At 43.6% G+C, this 18963-nt stretch carries 19 protein-coding genes and 1 pseudogene; all 20 read right to left on the bottom strand.

Annotated elements, in window-relative coordinates:
• Nucleotides 1-10: 10 nt before the first annotated feature.
• Entirely contained in the window at nt 11-1192 is a 1182-nt protein-coding gene (locus HQN90_RS11450; RefSeq protein WP_173218298.1) for a glycosyltransferase, read from the bottom strand.
• A gap of 4 nt (nt 1193-1196) precedes the next feature.
• The gene (locus HQN90_RS11445; protein WP_173218296.1) at nt 1197-2396 is read right to left on the bottom strand and encodes a glycosyltransferase; all 1200 of its coding nucleotides are present in this window, start codon (nt 2394-2396) and stop codon (nt 1197-1199) included.
• Nucleotides 2397-2411: 15 nt separating this feature from the next.
• Complete coding sequence (locus HQN90_RS11440; protein WP_173218294.1) at nt 2412-3569, bottom strand: polysaccharide pyruvyl transferase family protein; 1158 nt, start codon at nt 3567-3569, stop codon at nt 2412-2414.
• A gap of 14 nt (nt 3570-3583) precedes the next feature.
• Nucleotides 3584-4621, bottom strand: coding sequence for a glycosyltransferase (locus HQN90_RS11435; RefSeq protein WP_173218292.1), 1038 nt, complete (start codon nt 4619-4621; stop codon nt 3584-3586).
• 2 nt (nt 4622-4623) lie between these two features.
• Nucleotides 4624-5817, bottom strand: a complete 1194-nt coding sequence (locus tag HQN90_RS11430; protein ID WP_173218290.1) for a glycosyltransferase — start codon at nt 5815-5817, stop codon at nt 4624-4626.
• Nucleotides 5810-6415, bottom strand: coding sequence for an acyltransferase (locus HQN90_RS11425; RefSeq protein ID WP_173218288.1), 606 nt, complete (start codon nt 6413-6415; stop codon nt 5810-5812). The genes HQN90_RS11430 and HQN90_RS11425 overlap by 8 nt, the downstream gene beginning before the upstream one ends.
• A pseudogene (locus HQN90_RS11420) lies at nt 6412-7176 on the bottom strand (glycosyltransferase family 32 protein); the annotation flags it as partial. The gene HQN90_RS11425 and the pseudogene HQN90_RS11420, both read right to left, overlap by 4 nt.
• Nucleotides 7177-7332: 156 nt before the next feature.
• Entirely contained in the window at nt 7333-9132 is a 1800-nt protein-coding gene (locus HQN90_RS11415; RefSeq protein ID WP_173218284.1) for an ABC transporter ATP-binding protein, read from the bottom strand.
• A complete protein-coding gene (locus tag HQN90_RS11410; protein WP_173218282.1) occupies nt 9132-10331 on the bottom strand; it encodes a nucleotidyltransferase domain-containing protein in 1200 nt (399 codons plus the stop codon). The genes HQN90_RS11415 and HQN90_RS11410 overlap by 1 nt, the downstream gene beginning before the upstream one ends.
• An 18-nt stretch (nt 10332-10349) precedes the next feature.
• Nucleotides 10350-10805, bottom strand: coding sequence for a lasso peptide biosynthesis B2 protein (locus tag HQN90_RS11405; protein ID WP_173218477.1), 456 nt, complete (start codon nt 10803-10805; stop codon nt 10350-10352).
• Nucleotides 10792-11100, bottom strand: a complete 309-nt coding sequence (locus HQN90_RS11400; RefSeq protein WP_173218280.1) for a lasso peptide biosynthesis PqqD family chaperone — start codon at nt 11098-11100, stop codon at nt 10792-10794. The genes HQN90_RS11405 and HQN90_RS11400 overlap by 14 nt, the downstream gene beginning before the upstream one ends.
• A 3-nt stretch (nt 11101-11103) precedes the next feature.
• Nucleotides 11104-12039 carry a phosphoenolpyruvate carboxykinase (ATP) gene (locus HQN90_RS11395; RefSeq protein WP_173218475.1) on the bottom strand — a complete coding sequence of 312 codons (936 nt, stop codon included), beginning with the start codon at nt 12037-12039 and terminating at the stop codon, nt 11104-11106.
• A gap of 143 nt (nt 12040-12182) precedes the next feature.
• Entirely contained in the window at nt 12183-12317 is a 135-nt protein-coding gene (locus tag HQN90_RS11390) for a paeninodin family lasso peptide (protein WP_144028442.1), read from the bottom strand.
• A 15-nt stretch (nt 12318-12332) separates the two neighbouring features.
• Entirely contained in the window at nt 12333-14264 is a 1932-nt protein-coding gene (locus tag HQN90_RS11385) for a lasso peptide isopeptide bond-forming cyclase (protein ID WP_173218278.1), read from the bottom strand.
• A 193-nt stretch (nt 14265-14457) separates the two neighbouring features.
• Nucleotides 14458-15477, bottom strand: coding sequence for a nucleotidyltransferase family protein (locus tag HQN90_RS11380; protein WP_173218276.1), 1020 nt, complete (start codon nt 15475-15477; stop codon nt 14458-14460).
• Nucleotides 15446-17242, bottom strand: a complete 1797-nt coding sequence (locus tag HQN90_RS11375) for an ABC transporter ATP-binding protein (protein WP_173218274.1) — start codon at nt 17240-17242, stop codon at nt 15446-15448. The genes HQN90_RS11380 and HQN90_RS11375 overlap by 32 nt, the downstream gene beginning before the upstream one ends.
• A gap of 27 nt (nt 17243-17269) precedes the next feature.
• The gene (locus tag HQN90_RS11370) at nt 17270-17722 is read right to left on the bottom strand and encodes a S24/S26 family peptidase (RefSeq protein WP_173218272.1); all 453 of its coding nucleotides are present in this window, start codon (nt 17720-17722) and stop codon (nt 17270-17272) included.
• Complete coding sequence (locus HQN90_RS11365; RefSeq protein ID WP_173218270.1) at nt 17709-17978, bottom strand: PqqD family protein; 270 nt, start codon at nt 17976-17978, stop codon at nt 17709-17711. Before HQN90_RS11365 ends, HQN90_RS11370 begins: the two co-directional genes overlap by 14 nt.
• Complete coding sequence (locus HQN90_RS11360; RefSeq protein ID WP_173218268.1) at nt 17975-18760, bottom strand: hypothetical protein; 786 nt, start codon at nt 18758-18760, stop codon at nt 17975-17977. Before HQN90_RS11360 ends, HQN90_RS11365 begins: the two co-directional genes overlap by 4 nt.
• Before the next feature lie 2 nt (nt 18761-18762).
• Complete coding sequence (locus HQN90_RS11355; RefSeq protein WP_173218266.1) at nt 18763-18963, bottom strand: hypothetical protein; 201 nt, start codon at nt 18961-18963, stop codon at nt 18763-18765.

The following is an 18963-nucleotide window of genomic DNA, read 5'->3' as shown; positions in this document are numbered from 1 at the left end:
CCCCTTTGCGTTACTTAAACATTTCATAAAGCTTATGGATTTCTGATTCTGTTCCTAATTGCTCGTTGGATAGCTGCATTGAAAATTGTTTTCTTAATGCAGGATTATCAATCAATGCTGCTATGCCTTCAAACAAGGATTTCGAGTTCATATCTACGATTAGGCCATTCTCATGATCGTTTATCTGATCTTTTGCCGTATTAAAGTTCGTTACAACGATAGGCTTTTGAAGAATTTTGGCTTCATCTACAGCTATGGATTTCCCTTCAAAACGGGAAGATTGAATGTAAATATCAGCGGCTTTGATATACGGATATGGATTTTCCTTTAGACCAATCAGTTTAAACGTATCCTTCAATTCATTTTCTGCTATTAACTTTTCTAAATTTTTTCTTTCTTCGCCTTCACCTATGATGTACCACTTCACCTGATATCCGGCTTGAACAAGTTCTTTGCATGCATCGATAGCAAGTTCAAAGCCTTTATGATGATTTAATCTGCCTACAGAAACAAGCTTGAGCTCATTCCCCGGCCAATTCACTTGCTCCAATGCTAAATTATGTATAGTTGCTGGAGATACAATATTATACATAACCTCAATCTTTTCGGTGTGCATCGGAAAGTTCTTCTTTAAGATTTCCCGGCACTCTTCCGACACTGTGACTAAATGGTCCAGTTTACCAAAATAGCTTTGATCTATATAAGCATCCATGCCCATCTTATTATAGTCACTATGAATAAATCCTAATTTCTTACCAGCATTCACTTTATCTATGCAAAAATAAATCGGATTCTTCTCGAGATATCCGACGGCTATATCATATCTTGTATGTAGGTTGGGCAATGATTTGGATATGTATTTCCATGCCCTTTGCTCAGATCTTGCCGAATTTTTTTCATTCTTATAAATAAAACCGGCAAGCAATCTATTTAGGGCTATTTTAAATTTTCCTTTACCTAGGCAATCCTGGAACGCCTTTTTCATCGACATATCGAAATACCGATAGTCACTTGGCTCTTCCAACACATTGACAGCACTAGGGATTTTGCAAAAAAACATTCCCTCATGCTTGAGTAAAAATAAATCCACATCGTAGTGCGAATAGTCCATTGTTTCCAGCAGTGAGATAAGTGCTTTCTCAGCGCCGCCACAGGTTAAGTTATTCATTATGAACAATACCTTTTTTTTCATCGTCTCACCTATTTATAAGTTCATAGAACTTGTTTATTTCATCTTCAGTACCCAGTTGTAAGCTTGCCAAATTAGTTGTTAACTTCGTTCTCAGCTCTGCATTAATAATCATTTTCTCAATCTCATCGGCAATCGCATCTGAATTCATTTCCACAATCATGCCATCAATCCCATGGGTAATTTGATCTTTAGCGGTACTGAAATTCGTTACAATAATGGGTTTATTTAAGATTTTGGCTTCATCAATAGCAATGGATTTCCCTTCAAACCTTGAGGTTTGCGAATAAATATCGGCTTGCTTGATGTAGGGATATGGATTCGATTTAAGGCCTAATAGTTTAAAATGGTTCTCTAAGTTGTATTCCTTGATTAACGCTAGCAGCCGTTCTCGTTCATCACCATCGCCAATAATGTTCCACGAAATATTGTAGCCGCGGTCAATTAGCTTTTTACAAGACTCAATGGCTATGACAAAATTCTTTTGATAATGCAATCGTCCTATCGATAGGATGACAATTTGATTTTCTTCTTTTTCGAACAGTTCTTCATGATGTTGATCCGCCATTGAGTTAATGAAGGTGGGGGAAACAATATTATAGATAACGTTTACTTTCTCCTTTTGTTCAGGAAATCTACTCTCAAGCACAGTCGCACATTCCTGGGAAACGGTAACAATTTGATCTAATTTATCAAAATAGGCTTGATCAAACACAGGATCCATGCCCAATTGATCATAGTCAATATGCACCCAACCTATTTTCCTGGCAGCTGAGTCCACCTTATCCACACAGATATAAGTGGCCGTTTTTTCCAAAAAACCAATTGCGACATCATAATTCCCTTTGATATTCTCCAGCGATTTGGAGATGTACTTCCAATTATATTGTTCTCTTAAAGCGACATTTTTCAAGTTTCTATTCCTGAAGGTAAACATCAATCTGTTGTAGGCTAGCTTCCCATTGCCTTTGCTTACTAATTTCCATAGCGATTGAAGCAGCGGCAAGCTAAACATATGATAAGTATCCGGCAATGGAATGATCCGTACTTCTTTTGGGACGAACTCTACAAATAGTCCTTCATGCATCAATAGGAACAAATCTACACTATACAAATCAAAATCAATTTTGTTTAATAACGTGACTAAACTTCTCTCTCCACCACCCGATGTTAAACTGGGCATAATAAAAAGCAATTTTTTTTTCATTTTATACCTCATTTACTAAACTAGTTGATTTAAGTACTCAACAGCTTTATAAGACATTTCTTTGATGCGCGGAATCGTTTGGCGTAGTGTCGCTTTTATTTCATCTTCTTCTTGCAACATTTCATCAAATTTACTTTTCAGCTTTAATCCATCCGATATTTCTTCAATACCCAACACCAATTTCTCTTCCCCAAATATGTCTTTAGCAATCCCTTTCGACTTTACACTGTAACCAAGTACCATTGTTGGAACATAGTTGGAGTAAGCCGCTATCGTTGCATGCGTTCTGGCACCAATGAAAAATCTCATTCTTGCAATATACCCTTTGTACTGGATAGCATTTAAATCATTGGGCAATAGAATCACCCTACCCGTATGTTGAAATTCCTCGTAGTACTTCTGAAGAACTTCATAATCATCGTTTCCTGTCTGGATAACATGTGGTGTTAGCGCAATCGTCATATCGGTTTTATCTAAAATATGAACGATCAATTCTTTTACTGCGACTTGGGATTTGGCATTTCTCTCCAAAACAAGAGGACTGAAGTTAAGTCCTACGGTGTTGCCCGCCTGCCATCCATCCGGCAGATCCAATTCTTCTTTTTCCATCGTAAATGCGGGATCTGCACACAATTTCACATTATCCAAACCCTTGTCTTTCAACATTTGATACGTTAATGTTTCTCGGGCAAGTATAAGATCAAATAACTTTAAATCTGCTAATTTTCTCTCTGACATATCTTCCTGACCTATCGAGCAGCCCCATAAAACGAGTTTCTTCCCCTGTGCTTTCACTCTCTTGTTAATCTCATACCATCCTGGTTGTTCCCCATAGCAGTAATTATCCCCGCCAATGGAAAGACAAATGTCCATATTCGGAATGTGTTTGACAATATTTTGATGAATTTTACCAAGCGCATACGATTCATCTTGAAATAACTTCACTTGCACCGAGGAGTACAGCCATTCATAGGAGTACCTCTTCAGGCGACGGGACGACCCATCATAAATTCCATCTAATTTGGAGATTAAACGGTCTGTTTCCGGTTTTCCTGAAGCAAGATACACTTGCGATCCATGGATTTTCTCTTTTATGATATTCGTTGAGGATCGTACGATGGCCTCGCATCCTCGATTTAGACTGCCATTATGAGCAAACATCATTATTTTCATTCGACTTTTCTCCTTCAAAATGATTTACTTCTAAATCTACTGTACATGGTGCAAAGGTATAGCCCTAGCGTTGACTTTCTGCGAATCAGATTGGCCATAACCTTCTCATTTCTCCCCAAATATCGATATTCATGATGGTAAAAGAGAGGTAAAGCCTCCTTAACATAAGGATTTGTAATCATCTGCGTGACGTATTTCAGCCTTTTACTAAAACTAAGTTTGTTCGTTGGATTCAGATACACATAAATATTAGCCATCACACTTCGAATGAACTTAATTGCTCTCAATTCCTTGGTCTTAACTGGATCTATGTAATTGAAAGTTATATCTGATATGTCCCTTACATATACCTCCAGTGCCTTTCTGAAGTAATCCTTCTCCAATATGTTTCGAGTTGCGCTTCCCTCAACTTCTCTATAGTGATAGCCTCTATAATTCTTATAAGTGACCGTCTGCGCATGTACGAAAAATTTCATATTAAACATGCCATCTTCACCTAATGCCATTTTCTCTGGAAATTTCACATCATTGTCTATAATCAATTTACGTTTGTACAGCTTGTTCCACACCGCGTTCAATTGATCTGATTTTAAAAAGTAAGTTAAAATCTCGCGTTCTATGTATTCTCTTGTCAATCTTGTATCCACTGGGAATGGATAACTTGTAACCACTTTAAGTCCTTCCAATTCACTCTCAAAATTAGTTATAACAACGTCATAATCTTCTTGCTTCGCCGCATGATAGAAAGTTTCATACATATCAGCATCTATGTAATCATCCGCATCTACAAAACCTACGTACTCGCCCGCCGCTGCCTCCAGCCCCTTGTTGCGGGCCATGCTTACACCTTGATTGTTCTGATTAATCAGCCTGATCCTTGAGTCTTGCTTGCAGAAGCGCTCAATTATTTGCTGACTGCCATCCGACGAGCCATCGTTAATGAAGATGAACTCACATTCTCGCAACGTCTGGGCAACAAGAGATTCCACGCATGGCACCAAGAATTTCTCAGCATTGTATAAAGGAATGACGACACTTACCTTTGGATTCATGACTAGATCACTCCATACAGCTTATTTAATTCAAAGGTATTGCTGTAATCTTGGGACTTGATATGAGCAATCAAATCATTCCTTAATTCGTTTCTTCCATACAACAGCTTAATCCCTTCAGCGATCCCTTCCACACTTAACCCGCAAATAATGCCATCGACGCCATCCTCAATCTGACTGCTCGCTGTTGGATACTTGGTTATAAGAATGGGCTTGCCTAAGATTTTGGCTTCCGTCACGGTGACCGCTTTGCCTTCATATCTGGAGGGCTGCACATATAAATCACAAAATCTGATATAGGGATAAGGATTCATCTTTTTGCCAACAAGGATAAAGCTCTCCTCCAGCCTGTTTTCTGCAATTAACTGTTTCAGCTGCTCCTCATAGCCGCCATATCCGACGATGAACCATTTAATATGAGTAAGACCTTGATCATGCAGCAGCCTCAGTGCTTTAACAGCCATATCGAATCCCTTCACATAAGACAGCCTGCCAACGGATACAAGATTAAAGGTCCCTGAGAAGCTTTCGTTCAAGTGAAAAGGATCCTCGGCCATATGCTGAATAAAAGAAGGAGAAGTAATATTCTCTATTAATACAATCTTCTCTTGCAGCGAAGGGTAGCTGTGGATAAATGCCTCTGTACATGCCTCAGAGATCGAGGCTATCGCATCGAACTTACGCCAGACTGACAAGTCTATCTGATTGTCTATTTCTAATTCACTGTAATCCGTATGGATCCAGGCGATCTTCTTCACTGCGCTAACTTTATTCGCGACAATATCATGCGGCCAAGCATAGCTAATGGCGAGATCATATTTTTTTTCAAAACGAGGTAGCAGGTACGTTGTATATTTCAGCACAAGCTGCATTTGAATATAGCCTGAGCCCTCTTTGAGTTTCCTAAGCTTCGCCTTTATCCCAGCCAAGCCTTTGCTTAGCACCCGGATGAAGAGAGCGGAGAGATGTCCCTCTTTCAAACAATCCAGCATGGATTTTCGAAATACGGTGTATGCTGGAATCTCAGGCAAAAGATTGACACGATCCGGGATTAAACTCAAAAAATCACCCGAATGGTTGCAAATGAATACATCCACCTCATACTTATCGTAATCAAAGCTCTCCAGCATGTTGATTAAGCTTCTTTCAATTCCGCCAATTTCCATGTCATAGACAGTGATTAGTATTTTATGCATATTGAATATAGCTCTTTTCCCTTTTATTTAAGAACAGCGTGTTCGCAGGCACATTCCCCTTCACAACACTTCCCGCTGCGATGACGGCGTTATCACCGATGACGGTGTCCCTTAGTATCACAACGTTGGAGCCAACCCACACATTCTCACCTATGATGACTTCTCCCATAATGAGATGTTCATCTGTAAAATGCTTAAAATTATGATCATGGTCATTAATACTGACATTAGGGGCTATTTTCGTGTTCTTGCCGATAGAGATTCGGTATACACAGTTGATGTTGCAGTTATCATTGATAAACACTTTGTCGGCGATATGCAGTTCACCATGATGATCGACTCGGATACTTGCATTTTTCCTAATAAACACAAACTTGCCGATATCAATCCTGGCGTGCTTGCTGAAGGCTTCAATTCTGCTGTTAGCTTGGAGAGAGAAGATCGACGATTTAATATTTTTAAAATAAAGAAGCTTATTGAGGTAGGCTCTGAGAATGCCTATGGCATGTGACAGATTCATAACTATGGTGTAATACAGTCCTCTGCCGCGGCTTTCCGCAATAAGTGTCTTCATTATTTTTCGCAAAATAGGTATCATTCTGTTCTCCCAATGGACTTATTTGAACTAAGCAGCCTTCGTAGTCTTGCAATGTTATGACCACCTATGACTTTGGCCAGCGTCAACTTCATCTGCCCCTTCCATCTTGCCTTCGGCGGGAGCCAGCTTTTATAGAAATGGTGCATGGCGTAGGTTTGTTCTGTGGTGAAGGTTCTACAGTTGATGTAATCATAGGGGGAGAAATAGATTTGCGGATAGAAGGTGCCCATGCCGGGTATTTCTTGCCATTGACCATTGGGGGCAATCCCCATATCGCCTAGTATTTTCGTAATCATCGCTACATTCGTTAAGGAATCGAAGGTCCCGTCCGCGCGCAGGAAGCTTTTGTCCTGATAAGAGTCCATAAATACTTGAATCAGCTTATTCCCTTTGGCTGCCCCAATCGTACTCGTCGCAATAAAATTCTCCTGCTCGAATCCCCAGAAGGATTCATGGTGCAATAGATCATCAAATGACTTATAGACCTCTACATCCGTATCTAAATAAATGCCGCCAACGTGATATAAAGCGTGAACTCTGGCGTAATCGCTGACAAAAGCGAATTTACCTGCTTCATAAGCTTCTTTCACATATTGATTGCTGCTTAGATCAAAATTGCTTTCATTCCACTCCATGAAACGGTAATCGGATAAATGACTGTGCCAGCTCGCTATGCAGCGATTGACGATGTCAGGTTTGTCCTGCTTGCCGAACCAGCAATAGTGAATAATCTTGGGAATTGTCATAACCGAATCTCCTTCTTCCGATGACTCACGACTAAAGGTTCGCCATTCTTAATAAAGAACATTTATTACCTCTAATAATAGTTCTTTATAAAGAACTTGTCAACGCGTATATGCTTCAATAGAGAACATTTACACCAGCTTAATGATTTACTTACGCATTGATTTCATTGGCTAAGCATTTACAGCGCCGCTTATGGGATTTCCCAACATCGTTGAGAACATTCCTCCTCGTTCACCAGCTAATTGGTCATAGTCTCCCATCTGAATGATTTTCCCCTCATCGATAACAATAACCTGTTCTGCTTTGCGAATGGTTGATAATCTGTGCGCTATAACGATCATCGTCAGTTTTCCTTGCAGCCGATCCAAGGCTTCTTGAATTTTGGCTTCATTCTCCCGATCTAACGCACTGGTTGCCTCATCCAAAATAAGAATTGACGGCTTGCGAAGAATCGCTCGCGCTAGGACAAGACGCTGCCGTTCACCGCCAGACAGCCGAACACCACGATCTCCAATCATCGTATCCAAGCCTTGGGGAAGTTTACTGACGAAATCTGCCGATGCCGCGAATTCAAGTGCCTCCCACAGTTGTTCCTCTGTCGCATTCGCATCAATCAATAACAAATTATCCCGGATGCTTCCGTTAAATAAGAATGGGTCCTGAGGCACATAGCTGATCGATTTCCTAAGGGATAACAAGTTGTCTGGTGTAAGCGGAACTCCGTCCATGCATACTTGCCCTTGCTGCGGCTGCAGAAGCCCCATGAGGATGTCAATCAATGTACTCTTGCCCGCACCGGATTTACCAATGACAGCTGTCATTTGTTTCGCTGGAATACTTACGTTTATATCCTGAAGAGCATACCGCCCTTCATTGGTGTTATAAAAGAAAGATACGTCTCGGCATTCCAATCTCTCCATGATTTGGACTGGCTCTGCGAAGTCTCCCGTTTCTCTGATCTCTCTGGCTTCTCTGCATTCATTTTGCAGTTCCATGAGTGTTTTGAAGGCAGGTATCGCTGCGGCAATTTGCTCCAAATTGGACTGGATGCTAGTAAATCTCGGCCACAGTCTTGAGAAAATGAGGACAACCAAGACGAGCTGCTGCCCCTGAGTTTGAAAAAGCAGGACCGATAGGCAGATGAAGAAGGCTATAATAAGAGAGGACGATATTTTAAAATACAGCTGGGAATTGGCACTTATTCGGGCCAGTGCCAAACGCTCCTGCGCGAACTTCTGACACCACGTCATCAACCATTGAATCCTCGATTGTTCCAGCATATTGCTTTTGATATCCTTAATGCCATTCAAGTGATCCGTCATACCGCCGATGTAGCTTCTGCCAAGCTCGGACGTCTCTTGGCCCAGCAGCTTAGACCTCTTGATGAATACCCGGGAGAAATAAGAGACAGCCAGTCCGCAAATGATCACAAATATGGTCATCATCGGGGACAGCCAGAAAGCTATGCCGACCTGAATAAGCGTGAAGACAATGGATGCTGCGAATTGCAGGAAGATGAAGGTTCCACTGGTCACCCGCCCTAATTCATCCGTCAGGGAATTAATAAGATCCGATTTCCTTCTTTTGATAAAAAAGTCCCAATTAGCCTGCATGATTGCTCTATAGGTCTCTAACCTTACATGATTAATAAAACCGGTATGAATGCGCACATCCCGAAGATTGAAATTACGTTGAATGATGCTTTGACCGGAGATCAATACGAGGTAAATACCCATGATAAGAAGCAGTGCCCCTGACTTCGGAAGCCCATTGATGACGCCTAATAAAGCTGTCGGGAGACTGAAGCCGGTACTGCTGCTCAAGATTCCGCTAATACTGAGCAATGGAATCAATAAGAATATCGCTAGCCCGTCGAGGAGACTGATCAGTGTCATGCCGATTAGGTTAAAATATATAATCTTGCCGGCATAGGTGTGCAGCTGCTTCGTAAAATACAACAGATGTTCCATTATAATTCTCCCTGTGAAACAACATTCTTCCTCGTTTTTCTCCAAGCCCATAGAAACGGGCGCAAGAGGAAATACAGAACATGCAGTGACTCAGGCAACCTCAACGTCTCGGCATCCTCTGGATAAGGGTGAAGGAAGCTTAAGACAAACAGCATTTTTTGCCGCGTCGCCATGAGTGCGAATAAGTGCCGTTTGTGATAGCTGGATACATGTGGTGGCACGGGAAACGTATGCAGATTTATTTTCTGCCGAATATAAAAGTAAGCCGCTTCAGCCAGGCGATCTGCCCGCTTGACGGAGGCTAACGTTTCAAGCTCTGGTGTTAACGGTGTATGGAGAATTCGCACAGCGAGAATAATCGCTTGGGCGCCAATATGCAGCTGCTGATGCTTCTTAAGCAGATCTTGAAGCTTGCTGCCATCCAGCTCCTGTCTAGCCAGCTGATCGATATCGGCCAGCCACCGCAATCGCGACCAACCATGGCGAGCTCCATGGGAAGCAAGAAATAGAAATAAATCCTCTCTCCCCAAATAATAGATAGGATGACTGGCGATTGGGCTGATTCTTTTGCGCTCCCAGAGCTCATTGAACGTTGGCTCCTTGCCGGGACCAGGACTTAAACGCCAATGAATTTCCAGTTTAATTCCTTTTTGGAAGTGGTTATACGTAACATGGTGATGCCGCCATTTCCAATCATTGAGAATCGTCTTGTATTCATCGTCCTTGACATATCCAAGCCTGCACAGCAGATCCTCTGTTTGCTGTAAGCTCTGAATCGGGATGAGCACATCCAAATCACCCGAGGTACGCAAAGAAATATCTCCATAGAGATCGACTGCCAGAACAGGACCTTTGAGCATGATCGCCCGGATGTCGGAGTCGGAGAACACTTTCGCGATATTCGCCATCTCGGCGCTCAAGTGCAGCATCGTGAAGGTGTTATTTTGATAATCCTGCTGCAGCTCTCTTAAGACCTGCGGGGGAACGTGGTTCTCTCCTGCTTGTTTAAGCTTGGCATACAGATTGGGATACACCCGATGATGCCTGGCTAGCTGCAAGAATTCCCCCCAGTTGATCTCACTTAAACAGTCTCTATAGGTAGACAGGTCGTTATTCCCTATCTTCATTTTCATAATGGAGAGGAGCACGTTTAGTTCTTTAGAGAAAAGCGTTGAATCTGAATGGGAAAGGTTAGTCATCTTAATCTCCTTCATCCTCTATTCACTTGCATATTTAGCGAATTTGCCAATTACCGCAAACTTCTCCATACCTTCGGCTCCTGTAATATAGTAAGGACCGCTGCGGAGCCAAGCATGAGCTATCATTTGACCTGATTCGTCCCTGGCGGTTCCCAAATACAGCGTGCTGGCAATGCGCCGCTTGGCTAACATTTTGGATGCAGCAATGGCCTTCACTAAGCATTTACTTTCCCATGGCGTATGCTGACTAATCAGTTGTATTGCATCTTGAATTCGAATCAGCTCGGTTCTATTTCGATCCTGCTTCTCCTGTGGCGTTTCTTCCATCTTAACCCCAAGCGTTGGGGCAACCTTAGAGAACGGCACCGAGATTTGAATACGGGCCCAGCCCAAATAGGCTAAAACCTCAACATATAAAAGGACGGTTTTCAGCTCTAGCGAAAATAATAATTTGATTTTGCTAAAGAAGCCCATGATCTTCACCGGATTCGATTAATCCTTCTTTGGAAAGCATTTCGATAAAGGAGATCACCTCAAGCTCGCATTCACTCTGTTCAACCTCGTATTCGGACATTAATGACGTTACAATCTCCGAAATTTCCACTGGCTGCGCTAATAATTCCCATATTCTCCCGCCAATTTCACCTAAATTGTAGTACTTCCCATTGTGGATGCTGAGCATAACTTTCTCGCCACCCATATCACTTACAATGTTGCCTTTGCCTTGCACATAATAAACCTGCAGCGAAATGGCTTGATTCTTCAACATCGTCTATTCCTCCTTATGGATAGCTTGCAGAATTGTCGCTACGAGCAGAGGCGCTGTAAACCCCGTCATCGGTCTGGAGAGTCGATACATAGCAATCTGTTTCACCACGCTTACCGAGGTGTGGAAGTGCCAATCTGTCAAGCCTAATTGGGGGATAAAAAAATTCCGAAACGTATGCTCGAACAGTGTCTGCAAGCGGGCTAACTTCTCGATCGGCCGTATCTCAGCTTCTTGCCCATCCGATTTCACAAGCTCAATAACACCGGCAAGCGGAAGGGTGCCAGCATAATAGTTCCCAGCCATGGGGACATTGTATTTGGTTGCCCTGCCATAAATCGAGCGGTACTCGCTGGCTTCCATACCGAAGCTTGTCAAGCTTTCCTGCCAAAGCTTCTGCTGCGGATACGACGAGGTCACATAAGGGACATCTCCCGCCTCGGACAGCGAAACCGCTATGACATCATCTGTAAGAAGCTGGTAGCCTTGCTTCATGAATGCTGAGGCCAGCGTGGACTTCCCAGCACCTGACTCCCCAACGATGGCATAAGCCTTGCCTTGAATGGCGACAACGCTGCCGTGTAGAGGAAGCACCTTTCTCTGCATGAGGATTGCGCCCATGCATGTCCCCAGAATATACAATCGAATTTCATTCTCATCTGCATCTGTTTCAGGGACAACAGAGATGAGCTTGCCGTCCTGCACAGCAAATAAGGCAACTTTAGGCACATAGAACATTACCGCATGATCTGTGACGAGATACGTATTGGGCTTTTCATATGCCTCAGCAAACGAGCCATGCGTGCCGTCCAGTTCTAATTTAATGGCAATGTCTGAAGATGCCGCTGCGCTGTTTGTTTGCTTGAGTTCAGGGAAATCCAACTCACTTGCGATCGTTAAACCAAAAGCCAGATAACCGGTATGCTGCTCAATGCTCAACATGCGTTTCACTCCATCACATCCATAATTATGGTAAAGGTCCTTATACGGCTTGATGTATAAGGACCTTTACCTATAAACCTCAAAGTACCAGCTGCCCACATGGTTTCCTATGTACCGAAATCCAAGCAGATTGAAGTTCATTATTAGCTATACGTTAATTGGTCGCGAGGAGTACCTGATGGGTAAGCATAGTCAAGGTGGTTCCCATTTCTTGGGTCAGCCATCGTCATGCTTACTTCAAGAACCTCAAGCGCTGGTTTTTTCCATTCTTTTTTCATATCCTTCACCTCCTCTCAAGCGAATTTTTTCATGTAGCGGTAAACAATCAAGCTTCGCATTAAGATTCTATAATCCGAATCCGTCGCGAATTCTGGACGTGCCCCAGCCATAACTTTCGTTAGGGCTGCCTTGATCTGCGCCCCGTCCAGATATCTAAGCGCATCGGGATCGTTGCTTAATTGCTGCAGATCAGCGATGAATGAGCCCCAATGCGGTGTCATGCGATGTACCCAGTCAGCTCCTTGGACGCCTCTAATTCGTTGGTTCAATCGGATGGCATCGGGCAGCAGCTTTTCAGTGGATCTTCTGATCAGCGCTCGATCTAATCCATTCTGCACATACTGCTCCTCCGGTACAGATAAGCAAAACCGAATTACACGCAGATCATTCGTAGGATCTCGCTGCCATAAGGCATGCTGCAAGGATAACTTGGTTGTGAGCGTGTTCGTGGCATTCCAGTGAAATCCATCATGGAAATGCCGATGTCTTTGCTCATAGATGTTCGAGGTTGCGAACCAGCCTGAACCATCAATCCCATAATCCTTAAGCTTGGCGAACACTTTGCTTTTACTGGCAAACTCCGGATTGATGAGAACAGGAAATTTGTGCGAAGTGCCCTTCTCCATCATCCGATCGAGAAAGGGAAAGGCTACTCTCGCTACGGTCGGAAGACTGCGCAGCCGCTGGCCGCCAATATTTTGGCTATATTGATGCAGTTCCCGGACAAGCTGTACCCACTTCAATTTCTTCATCAGCTTCGCATAATGATCATAAGCAGAGCCCCAAGAAATACTCAAATTCCCTCGGGTACCGCTCAAAAGGACGCCTACGCCTTCTTCTTGCGCTTTCTCGAACATTCCTTTCATCCAAAAGGAATTCTCAAAAAACTTGTAGGGCATCTCCATCGTCTCAAGCAAGCTATCGATATCCGAATATGAATTTTTCCCTTGGAAGTCCAAGTAATGATCCGCTATGCCTCCAACATGCTTAACCGTTAATTGGATCATGGGGCTCTCATCGGCCATTAATTGATTTGCTGTGTAATCCTTGAAATCACTCGTAGGAATATAACTGAATGTATGCAATCGTTTATTATCTTTCCGAAGCGACTTCGCCGCAAAGCTTACGACAGAACCTGAGTCTAATCCGCCGCTCAAATGCGCGCCTATTCCACGATAAGTGCGAAGCCGAGCATCTACCGATCGTTGAAACACTTCCTGAAAGGCTTCTACATACTCATTTGACTTCAGCTTTAGCGGCTCTGCCGTTATCGTGCTGTACTTCTGCAATGAGATTTGGTCTCTGGTTGCCGTCAAGCTATGGGACGGAGGTACTTGTTCAATATGCAGATAAGGCGTGATGAAACCGTCAACGCCATCAACGGGCGCCGATATTGCCAGGTATTCAGCCAGCCACTGTTCATTCATCTTCTTCTCCATATGAGGAAGGGACAGGAGCGGTTCAATAATCGTGCAGAAAGCAAATCTGTCTCGATCATGGAAATAATACAAGGTGCGGCTTCCGGAAAAGTCTCTAGCTCCGAATAATCTTTGATTTCTTTCGTCCCAGATCATGAAGGCGAAATCTCCGACCAAGTAGTTCGGGGCATCCCGCTCCCATTTCTGGTAAGAACGCATAATCAATTCACTATCCGACATGCTGTTTCGTAGACTGGGCTCCACCTGCAAAAGCTGAAACAATTCATCACGGTTATCAATAATCGCATCGGCTGTAATGACCAGCCCGCTCTCCGAGTCGTGGTAGGGCAAGCGTTCATGGACCGCTTCAGGCGTAATCCACTGGGCATGGCAGCCAAGAAACATGTGTCCGCTAGTCCACGTTCGGATATCGTTCGCTGGATATTTCTCCAGACCTTGCATTAAGAGATGACCCTGCTGCGTGACAGTCTCTTGATTGAGGTGATAGATTCCGGCAATAGCACTCATGCATTTCCTCCGTACTGCTATATCATACATGAAATTTTCTCTTTATCGTTCTCGTTAAAGAACGTCTTCACCGATTTAAACCAAAACATTAGCTAAACATTACATAAAAGACATTGTGAATTCGTTCGTTCTTTTGTTCTTTATCGAGAACATCCTCAGAATACCACCTTACTTCTAAACTGTCAACAACTTCCTACATCTTTTTGATTTTATGTGAAAGCGGCAGATTGCCTAACCGATTCGTGAAATGAATAAGAGCTGCCCAAGTATGGGTGAGTGAATCAAAGTTAAAAAACTTATGATATATTTTACTGGCAAATAGCTCGAAATTTCGAGGTTTAGTTGTCTGGTACTTTCCGTATAGCTTGTTTTTGTGCTGAATAGGGAGTTCTTTGATGTCTGATAGATGAGGGAAATGCGCATAGACATGAACTAGCGTCCTAATCATTCTTCTTAATGTTTGGTGAACAGCCGCATCTTGAAATAAATGAGAATAATGGATGTGATCGGAATGGCGATGAAGCATTTGGATAATGTCTATAAAATATTTGGGAGAATCCATATAATGACTCCACCCGTGCAAACAAATCATATAAAACGTATGGTACTCGGATAGTTCCTTCACAAACTGGAAAGATGCCATTGGTGTGGCCTGTTTCCAAAATTCGCTGATAGTGAGATTAGACGTTTTTTCGATAAGCAAATCCCAATGAAGCTCAACGGTCAGAGGGATTTCGCTATGCGGCAATTGCTTGGAGAAGCTTGCATGGAAATGGGAAGAAACTCCCTCCTGCTCGATGGTGTAGCCAAGAAGTTTCACACACGCAATTGCCTGCTTCAAGTCACCTTTGTGGAGCAGCACATCGATATCGGTTGTGGCTCTTGCCCCAAGATGACCGAAATATTTTTCAGCAAAATATACACCCTTAAGTGGGATCACTGGGATGCCCAGACTTTCTAGTTCTCTGAGCAACTGATCTGTTTGATGTTTAATAAATAGATTGAGGCAGAGAGTTGTATGATATTGCTCTGTTAATCGCTCTTGGAAAAAAAGCGGCACCTGCGCCCATCTGTCACATTGCTTTAATAAATAATAGATTTGCGAGGATAACGCACCGCGTTCAATCTCCTTGATTGCTTGCTCATAAAACGGCAAATCACGAGGTATCCGGGTGTGAGGATCATATAACGCTTGTATCAAAGGAATTATCAAGGCTCGGAACTCCTCTCTGCGATTGCAAGCGAATTAATCGAGGGTATAGCCCCTCCTGCTTCATGATTTCATCATGATGTCCCATTTGCACGATCTTTCCTTTATCCATCACAACAATAAGATCGGCATCCCGAATCGTTGATAGTCGATGAGCAATTATGATCGTGGTGGTCGTGCGCTTGCTCAGAAGTTTCTGCATAGCATCCTTAACTTGATACTCCGTTTCGCTGTCCAAGGCTGATGTACTCTCATCCAGCAGAAGAACAGGCGCATCCTTCAATAGAGCACGCGCGATGGCTAATCGTTGTCGTTGTCCGCCAGACAGCTTGGCTCCCTTTTCCCCTACCTCGGTATCGTAACCTTGGGGAAGAGTTGCAATAAAATCATGAATACCTGCTGCCGCTGCCGCCTCCATCATCTGGACATCAGTTAGGCCTTGCCGCGCTATGAGCAAGTTCTCCCTGATCGACCCGCTAAATAACGTGATTTCTTGAGGAACATGAGCGAAGAAACTCCTCTGCTCCGAGATGGTGAGCGTGTTCGTAGACCTGCCATTGATGAAGATGGCGCCTGACTGAGGCTTATAGAAGCCCTGAAGCAGATGAAATAAAGTTGTCTTGCCTGCCCCGCTTAATCCGACGATCGCCACGACTTTGCCAACCGGAATTTGCAAGTTGAAATGGTTAAATAGATTGCCTTTCCCCTCGTAGCTGAATGTAATATCCTTAAATTGAATCGAGGTTACTACAGGCCTAGAAGCGGGCATACATGGCAAGCTATCTGATTCCGTCTCCATCTCAAGGATTTTACATATTCTCTCCATCGCTGAAGCAGACTTTTGAAACCCTGCCCATTGTCCTGCCAACTCCGTTAGCGGATAGACCAAATGATGAACCAAATTAACAAACGTCAGCAAAGCGCCAACAGTTAGAATGCCGCCCGAGACAAAATACGAACCTATACAAAGGCTTATCAGAAAAGTAATAGAGGCAGCCGCTTGGCTTCCTACATAAAACCAACCCCGCAATCTGGCATTGCTCAGCTCTAATTCATACAACTGTTGCTGGTTAGCGGCATACTTGGCAGCTATCGTTCTTTCCATTAAAAACGATCGAATCACAAAGAATCCATGGAACGTTTCATTCAGCAATGTATTGATTTGTGCTATCCGCTCCTGAATGAACCGATTGTTCGTCCGAAGCAATAAGCCCAAGATAACACCGAAAACCATGGCAACTGGTGCAACAAATACACTTAAGAGTGCCAGCTGCCAGTTCAGCTGCGATAAATAAATAAAAACGGCTGCATAGATGAAAGGCAATTTAATCAGATGAATAAGCCCGCTGCCAATAACCCCATCCAGGTTGTGAATATCATTGGTGAAATGTGACATCAGATCGCCGGAATGTAAACCAGTGAGCTGTTTGCCAGGCACTTGCAAAATATGCTTAAAGACATGCAAGGAAAAGTCTCTTTTCACAGCATTCGTCGCCATGGTCTCCCATAGGGTATTTAGATATGTAGATGCAACACTTATTAGAACCAACGCAGCGCCCAGCGGTACTAACCATTTCATACGTTCGAAGCTGCTATGAATAGCCGCATCCGTGATCGCACCAAAAAACCACGAAAAAGCTAAGGTTAGCGCGATTTCAACGAATACTAAGAAGAATAGACCTCCGTACACCTTACGATGTTGAAGGACATAAGGCTTCAATACGGAATAGGTTCTGCGAGCATCTTTTAAGGTTAACATTCCCAACATACCTGCGACACTCCATAGAAAGAAAGTCTATGCCTTTATACCTTCTCTTCGATTTAAGTACATTCTTAAACATAACGAAATCAACGGGACTGCAAGGACCAGACGCCCCCATAGATAAACAGCCAATTCTGTCACATGGATAATGCGCTCATCTCGTTGTATCCAGGTCATTCTGCCAATGATTTGATCCCATGCAATAGCTTCGTCATACGCTAGATTGGTGTCTCCCTTGCATAGATATTGCTGATGGTCTTTCTTTACGCATTGGGCGAAACGATGCGCGACCAAGTTTCCCAGCGGCACATGAAAGAGCAGGATATCCCCTTTTCTTATATGTGCAGCCTCTGTGGGAACAAACCGGCAAATGTCTCCCTGTTTGATCAACGGATACATACTCGTTCCACGAGCTGGAAGCTCGATCCAGCCCCTCTTTTCCATCAGTTGAGTAACCAACTGCAAAGATACCTTATCCACCGGCATGCTGAACTAAACCTCGTCCAATCATGTCAATCAAAAATGCTTCAATATCTTCCTCAACCGTTGCTTCAACCGAATCGAACTCCTTGCGTACTGCTTCACTAATGGAGCCTACAGTCTGAGCTTCACCAAGCAAAGACCAGCAGAATCCGCCCACACCATTCAACTTTGTTAAGGTATACTCATCCGTATTCAAGATTATCCATTCCATATCCAGTTGAATAGACTCATAATCATTCATCCGAAGGTACCGGGTCATGACGAAATCAGCTCCCAAAAAGTATCGTTTTTTTGAAAATGCAGCTCGCTAACGGCGACATGATTGACCATTTGCTGCAACAATTGGAGTATGCTCACGTTCGCTGTAGCGCTAGGGGACCAATAAAACACTTTATCCATCAGCTCAAGAAAACCATTCGACCTGCTAAGCCTAACGACGTGGTTCTGAAGCGATTGCTTTAATAAATAAATGCCTGCTAACGGCCCTGCCTGCTCAAGTCCTGTTCGGTTCAGCTCGCTCCGGAAAGGTGAGTTATATACGCTAATCTGCTCCGAGCTGATCTTCACGATCGTTGCTTCGTCGGATAGAAGCTCCCGCGGATACGATAGCTTAGCCGCCGTCGATTTCCCCGCTCCTGAGTGACCTGCAAACAAGTACGCGCCTCCCTTTTCCATGACACAGGAAGAGTGAATCAGCAGTCCCCAACGATGATGGACCACATAAGAACTGTATAGATTCATGAAAGCATGCTTGAGCGCCAGCTCATTATGCACGGAAATCACAGCATACCCATAATCCGATTCGGCTTCGATCAAATAATCAGCCCTGCGGAAGGAGATGGCATCCTCTTCTTGCGTGATGACTACGTTATAGTCATAGAAAGGGATCCCATATCCCTCTTTCAGATAAATGACAAGATCTGCTTGACGCGAGGGGGGATCCATCGTTGGGAAGTTCTTATGCATGAAGCCCATGCAGGCTGGTGATTGGCTTATCACTTGAATGACATGATCACCAATCAGGGAATAGAAGATTTCCATCCTTATTTCCCTTTTCCTTTGCCGTTATGCGGTCCAGTGTAGGGCGGATTCGGATAGTTAATACCGCCATTTCCTTTGCCTGGGTGATTCAGGCTGCCGTGCCCTTTATTCCAGCTTTGGGCGGTCTCGAATCGCACCGGCTGTTGACTGAGAACCATCGGGCGCGAGTATTTTTTTTGCGCTGTCTTTGCCTCATCTTCCAT

It is taken from the genome of Paenibacillus alba (genome assembly GCF_013204855.1).
Taxonomy (GTDB): Bacteria; Bacillota; Bacilli; order Paenibacillales; family NBRC-103111; genus Paenibacillus_E; species Paenibacillus_E alba.
The sequence above is the reverse complement of the archived record's forward strand: the minus strand, read 5'-3'. Positions and strand labels throughout refer to the sequence as shown.

What these genes read in the sequence shown, in the direction of transcription:
- HQN90_RS11375 (WP_173218274.1), bottom strand. Translation starts at nt 17,242, where the DNA reads ATGTTGGGAATGTTAACCTTAAAAGATGCTCGCAGAACCTATTCCGTA.
- HQN90_RS11360 (WP_173218268.1), bottom strand. Translation starts at nt 18,760, where the DNA reads ATGGAAATCTTCTATTCCCTGATTGGTGATCATGTCATTCAAGTGATA.
- HQN90_RS11430 (WP_173218290.1), bottom strand. Translation starts at nt 5,817, where the DNA reads ATGCATAAAATACTAATCACTGTCTATGACATGGAAATTGGCGGAATT.
- HQN90_RS11415 (WP_173218284.1), bottom strand. Translation starts at nt 9,132, where the DNA reads ATGGAACATCTGTTGTATTTTACGAAGCAGCTGCACACCTATGCCGGC.
- HQN90_RS11435 (WP_173218292.1), bottom strand. Translation starts at nt 4,621, where the DNA reads ATGAATCCAAAGGTAAGTGTCGTCATTCCTTTATACAATGCTGAGAAA.
- HQN90_RS11395 (WP_173218475.1), bottom strand. Translation starts at nt 12,039, where the DNA reads ATGTTGAGCATTGAGCAGCATACCGGTTATCTGGCTTTTGGTTTAACG.
- HQN90_RS11450 (WP_173218298.1), bottom strand. Translation starts at nt 1,192, where the DNA reads ATGAAAAAAAAGGTATTGTTCATAATGAATAACTTAACCTGTGGCGGC.
- HQN90_RS11390 (WP_144028442.1), bottom strand. Translation starts at nt 12,317, where the DNA reads ATGAAAAAAGAATGGAAAAAACCAGCGCTTGAGGTTCTTGAAGTAAGC.
- HQN90_RS11370 (WP_173218272.1), bottom strand. Translation starts at nt 17,722, where the DNA reads ATGCCGGTGGATAAGGTATCTTTGCAGTTGGTTACTCAACTGATGGAA.
- HQN90_RS11400 (WP_173218280.1), bottom strand. Translation starts at nt 11,100, where the DNA reads ATGTTGAAGAATCAAGCCATTTCGCTGCAGGTTTATTATGTGCAAGGC.
- HQN90_RS11440 (WP_173218294.1), bottom strand. Translation starts at nt 3,569, where the DNA reads ATGAAAATAATGATGTTTGCTCATAATGGCAGTCTAAATCGAGGATGC.
- HQN90_RS11410 (WP_173218282.1), bottom strand. Translation starts at nt 10,331, where the DNA reads ATGACTAACCTTTCCCATTCAGATTCAACGCTTTTCTCTAAAGAACTA.
- HQN90_RS11405 (WP_173218477.1), bottom strand. Translation starts at nt 10,805, where the DNA reads ATGGGCTTCTTTAGCAAAATCAAATTATTATTTTCGCTAGAGCTGAAA.
- HQN90_RS11355 (WP_173218266.1), bottom strand. Translation starts at nt 18,963, where the DNA reads ATGGAAGATGAGGCAAAGACAGCGCAAAAAAAATACTCGCGCCCGATG.
- HQN90_RS11385 (WP_173218278.1), bottom strand. Translation starts at nt 14,264, where the DNA reads ATGAGTGCTATTGCCGGAATCTATCACCTCAATCAAGAGACTGTCACG.
- HQN90_RS11425 (WP_173218288.1), bottom strand. Translation starts at nt 6,415, where the DNA reads ATGATACCTATTTTGCGAAAAATAATGAAGACACTTATTGCGGAAAGC.
- HQN90_RS11445 (WP_173218296.1), bottom strand. Translation starts at nt 2,396, where the DNA reads ATGAAAAAAAAATTGCTTTTTATTATGCCCAGTTTAACATCGGGTGGT.
- HQN90_RS11365 (WP_173218270.1), bottom strand. Translation starts at nt 17,978, where the DNA reads ATGACCCGGTACCTTCGGATGAATGATTATGAGTCTATTCAACTGGAT.